Origin of the sequence: Bradyrhizobium sp. (genome assembly GCF_019244115.1) — a bacterium.
Lineage (GTDB): Bacteria > Pseudomonadota > Alphaproteobacteria > Rhizobiales > Xanthobacteraceae > Bradyrhizobium.
In genome coordinates this window covers 1-3,415 of the sequence record NZ_JAFATE010000029.1, presented here as the reverse complement: position 1 = coordinate 3,415, position 3,415 = coordinate 1, and the positions used below count along the sequence as shown (strand labels likewise).

Genomic DNA, 3,415 nt, shown 5'->3' with positions numbered 1-3,415 from the left:
GACAACGAGCCTGCGACCGAATTCTACCGCACGCTGGGCGGCCGCATGGTCGCCCGCTCCTCCGAGCGGTTCGGACCGAAGTCGCTGGACAAGGTGGCTTTCGCCTGGACCAACTAAGGCTCCGAACTGCCGGCCGTTTACCGACGGCGGCGTTTCTTTCCAGATCCCATTGATTCGCCGCGCGATCGAGCGCACAACCGGCCCGCAATCATACGGTCCGGTGCTTGACGCAGTCTCGATCCCTTGCCGGATGGGAGCGGGAGGCGCAATCGATCGCCCCAATAAAATCCTTACGGAGCCATTCATGCGCATCGACGCGATCCCGATCGGGGTCGACCCGCCACGGGAAGTGAACGTCATCATCGAAGTGCCGGTCGGCGGCGAGCCGATCAAATACGAGATGGACAAGGAAGCCGGCACGCTGGTCGTCGACCGCTTCCTCTATACGGCGATGCGCTATCCGGGCAATTACGGCTTCATCCCGCACACACTTTCGGGTGACGGCGATCCCTGCGACGTGCTGATCGCCAACACGCGCGCGATCGTTCCGGGAGCGGTGATGAGCGTGCGTCCGGTCGGCGTGCTGCTGATGGAAGACGAAGCGGGCGGCGACGAGAAGATCATCGCGGTGCCCTCGTCAAAACTGACCAAGCGCTATAGCAAGGTGCAGAGCTACAATGACCTGCCCGAGATCACGCTGCAGCAGATCCAGCACTTCTTCGAGCACTACAAGGATCTCGAAGCCGGCAAATGGGTGAAGGTGCTGCGCTGGGGCTCGGCCGAAGACGCTTTCAAGCTTATCGAGGAAGGCATCGCGCGCGCGAGGAAATAGCTTTCCGTCGTTCCGCGGCAGCGCGAGCCTCGTGTTTAGCTGTCATCGCCCGGCTTGACCGGGCGATCCAGTATTCCAGAGGCGCCCGTGCTCGAGCCGATGGGCCGCAGCGTACTGGATCCCCGCTTTTCGCGGGGATGACATGGGTGTGTGCTTTGAATCCCACCCAGACAACGGAGAACTCACACCGCAGGCCTCGGCAGCCCCGCAATCGCGCAGGCCGCGCGCAGCGTGTTCACCAGCAGACAGACCACCGTCATCGGCCCGACGCCGCCCGGCACCGGCGTGATTGCACCCGCGACCTCCGCCGCTTCCTTGAAGGCGACGTCGCCGACCAGCCGCGTCTTGCCGCCATCAGCGGGAATGCGGTTGATGCCGACGTCGATCACGGTCGCGCCCGGCTTGATCCAGTCGCCGCGCACCATCTCGGGCTTCCCCACCGCGGCGTAGACCAGGTCAGCCTGACGGCAGAGGTTTGGCAGATCCCGCGAGCGCGAATGCGCGATCGTCACCGTCGCATTCTCGTTGAGCAGCAGCTGCAGCAGCGGGCGGCCGACCAAATTGGAGCGGCCGATGACGAGCGCGTTCATGCCTTCGAGCGAGGCATGCACGGTCTTGCTCAGAATGATGCAGCCGAGCGGCGTACAGGGCGAGAGCGCGGCAAACCCGGCCGCGAGCCGGCCCGCATTGTGCGGATGCAGGCCGTCGACGTCCTTCGCCGGATCAATCGCGTTGATGACCACTTCGGTGTTGAGCGCCTTCGGCAGCGGCAGCTGCACCAGAATGCCGTGCACGGCCGGGTCGCGGTTGAGCTGCGCAATCAAGGCCAGCAGATCATCCTGCGCGACATCGGCGGGCAGCTTGTGCTCGAACGAGGCCATGCCCGCGTCCTGGGTCTGCCTGTGCTTGCTGCGAACATAGAGCTCGCTCGCCGGATCATTGCCGACCAGCACCACCGCCAGTCCCGGCGTCAGCTCGTGATCGCGCTTGATGCGGATGGCTTCGGCGGCGACGCGATTGCGCAGTTCCGCGGCTAGGGCTTTTCCATCGATGATCCGGGCCGTCATCTTGATCCTTCATCTGTCATGAACGGGTGTTCGCCGATGTCAGCGCCTGCAGCGCGTTCGCGAGCGTTGCGCCGTCGCCGTCGACCGCGACCTGCTTCAAGCGCGATGCCGACCCGGATACCAGCCGTACGCATGCCTTCGGCACGCCGAGCGATTTCGCCAGAAGCTCCGTCACGGCGCGGTTGGCCTCGCCGCCATCGGCAACGGCGCGGACGCGAAGCTTCAGCACGCTGCGGCCATCGGAGAGCGTGTCGACGCCATCGATCGCGTCACGGCCGCCGCGCGGCGTCACCCTGAGTGCGAGCGTAAGGCCGGTATCAGAGATGCGCCAGGGAGCCATCCATGTAAGGATCAGAAGACGACGGGATAGATGTAATATGCGATCACCCGTTCGATGAACATGATGAGCAGGATCACGATGATCGGCGAGATATCGAGCCCGCCGAGATTGGGCAGCACGGAACGGACCGGCGCCAGCACGGGCTCGGTGATTCGGTAGAGGAACTCGGCCACCGCAGCGACGAACTGGTTGCGAGTGTTCACGACGTTGAAGGCGATCAGCCAGGACAGGATGGCCGAGGCGATCAGCAGCCAGGTGTAGAGATCGAGGATGATGATGATGATGTCGAGGACGGCACGCATGACTGACGGCTCTGCTCCGGATCGCGGATTTCACCATGGGCGCTCCGTGTCCGACGCAAGCCTTAAGCGGCGAGGGAGCCAGAGCTAAATATCGGTTCCCCCCGGTCCAAACAAGGGAACTCAGGCGCCATCCCTAACGAAACGCCCATGGTTTCCCGCCATTCTTGACTTGGCCTTGCTTGACTTGGACTTGGGCCGGACTTAAATGGCGCCGGTTGTCGGCTGCCGTTTGCCCATGAGGCAGCCGCGATGGGGCCATAGCTCAGCTGGGAGAGCGCATCGTTCGCAATGATGAGGTCGGCGGTTCGATCCCGCCTGGCTCCACCACGCTCCGCCCTTCGGGCTACGCGTGGCGCAGCCGCGCGTTGCCCGAAGGGTGGGGGCGTGCCCGGCGAAGCCCGCAGGGCGAAGACGGGCGTAATTGCAGATGTGGTAGTCTATATCATCCGCAGCATTGACTTCCCTGACCAGGAATACGTCGGCGCGACTGAGAATTTGAAGCAGCGAATACCGGACCACAACTCTGGAAAATCAAGCCATACCGCCAAGTTCAAGCCCTGGAAGTTGGTCTGGTATTGCGCCTTTCCAGACAAGTACAAAGCGCTCGAATTCGAAAAATATCTCAAGTTACATTCAGGCCGCGCCTTTGCAAAGAAGCGCTTGTTGCTTGGCGCTCGGGCGCCTTTGACCGGGGTTCCCGCATTACCATAACTTACTCCGCCGCCTGCGCAAACCGCACCGTCGGCGCGAGCTTCAGCCAGCCCTCGACGAAATGCTTCAGCCACGCCCGCTCCGCGGCATCGTGCACCGCGCGATCGGCAAAGTGGCGATCGCGCGAACATGCGCCCGGGCTATCCAGCCGGTCATGGCCGCG

5 protein-coding genes, 1 tRNA gene and 1 pseudogene are annotated in these 3,415 nt (G+C 63.3%); 4 read left to right on the top strand and 3 right to left on the bottom strand.

The window, feature by feature from the left end; genetic code table 11:
* Both JOZ76_RS01455 and ppa read left to right on the top strand, forming a co-directional pair.
* A pseudogene (locus JOZ76_RS01455) lies at positions 1 to 117 on the top strand (GNAT family N-acetyltransferase); the annotation flags it as partial.
* Between the two features lie 187 nt (positions 118 to 304).
* The gene (gene ppa / locus JOZ76_RS01450; RefSeq protein WP_291696856.1) at positions 305 to 832 is read left to right on the top strand and encodes an inorganic diphosphatase; all 528 of its coding nucleotides are present in this window, start codon (positions 305 to 307) and stop codon (positions 830 to 832) included.
* A gap of 182 nt (positions 833 to 1,014) precedes the next feature.
* Here the strand turns inward: ppa and folD are convergent, their stop codons facing one another.
* The 3 genes from folD to JOZ76_RS01435 are packed head-to-tail and all read right to left on the bottom strand — an operon-like array spanning position 1,015 to position 2,541.
* Positions 1,015 to 1,899, bottom strand: a complete 885-nt coding sequence (gene folD, locus JOZ76_RS01445; RefSeq protein WP_291696855.1) for a bifunctional methylenetetrahydrofolate dehydrogenase/methenyltetrahydrofolate cyclohydrolase FolD — start codon at positions 1,897 to 1,899, stop codon at positions 1,015 to 1,017.
* Positions 1,900 to 1,915: 16 nt separating this feature from the next.
* Entirely contained in the window at positions 1,916 to 2,239 is a 324-nt protein-coding gene (locus JOZ76_RS01440; RefSeq protein ID WP_291696854.1) for a DUF167 domain-containing protein, read from the bottom strand.
* A gap of 11 nt (positions 2,240 to 2,250) precedes the next feature.
* Positions 2,251 to 2,541 carry a YggT family protein gene (locus JOZ76_RS01435; RefSeq protein ID WP_291696853.1) on the bottom strand — a complete coding sequence of 97 codons (291 nt, stop codon included), beginning with the start codon at positions 2,539 to 2,541 and terminating at the stop codon, positions 2,251 to 2,253.
* 251 nt (positions 2,542 to 2,792) lie between these two features.
* Here JOZ76_RS01435 and JOZ76_RS01430 point away from each other — a divergent pair.
* Positions 2,793 to 2,868: transfer RNA gene (locus JOZ76_RS01430), tRNA-Ala, on the top strand.
* A gap of 102 nt (positions 2,869 to 2,970) precedes the next feature.
* Complete coding sequence (locus tag JOZ76_RS01425) at positions 2,971 to 3,252, top strand: GIY-YIG nuclease family protein (RefSeq protein WP_291696857.1); 282 nt, start codon at positions 2,971 to 2,973, stop codon at positions 3,250 to 3,252.
* The last annotated feature ends 163 nt before the right edge of the window (positions 3,253 to 3,415 follow it).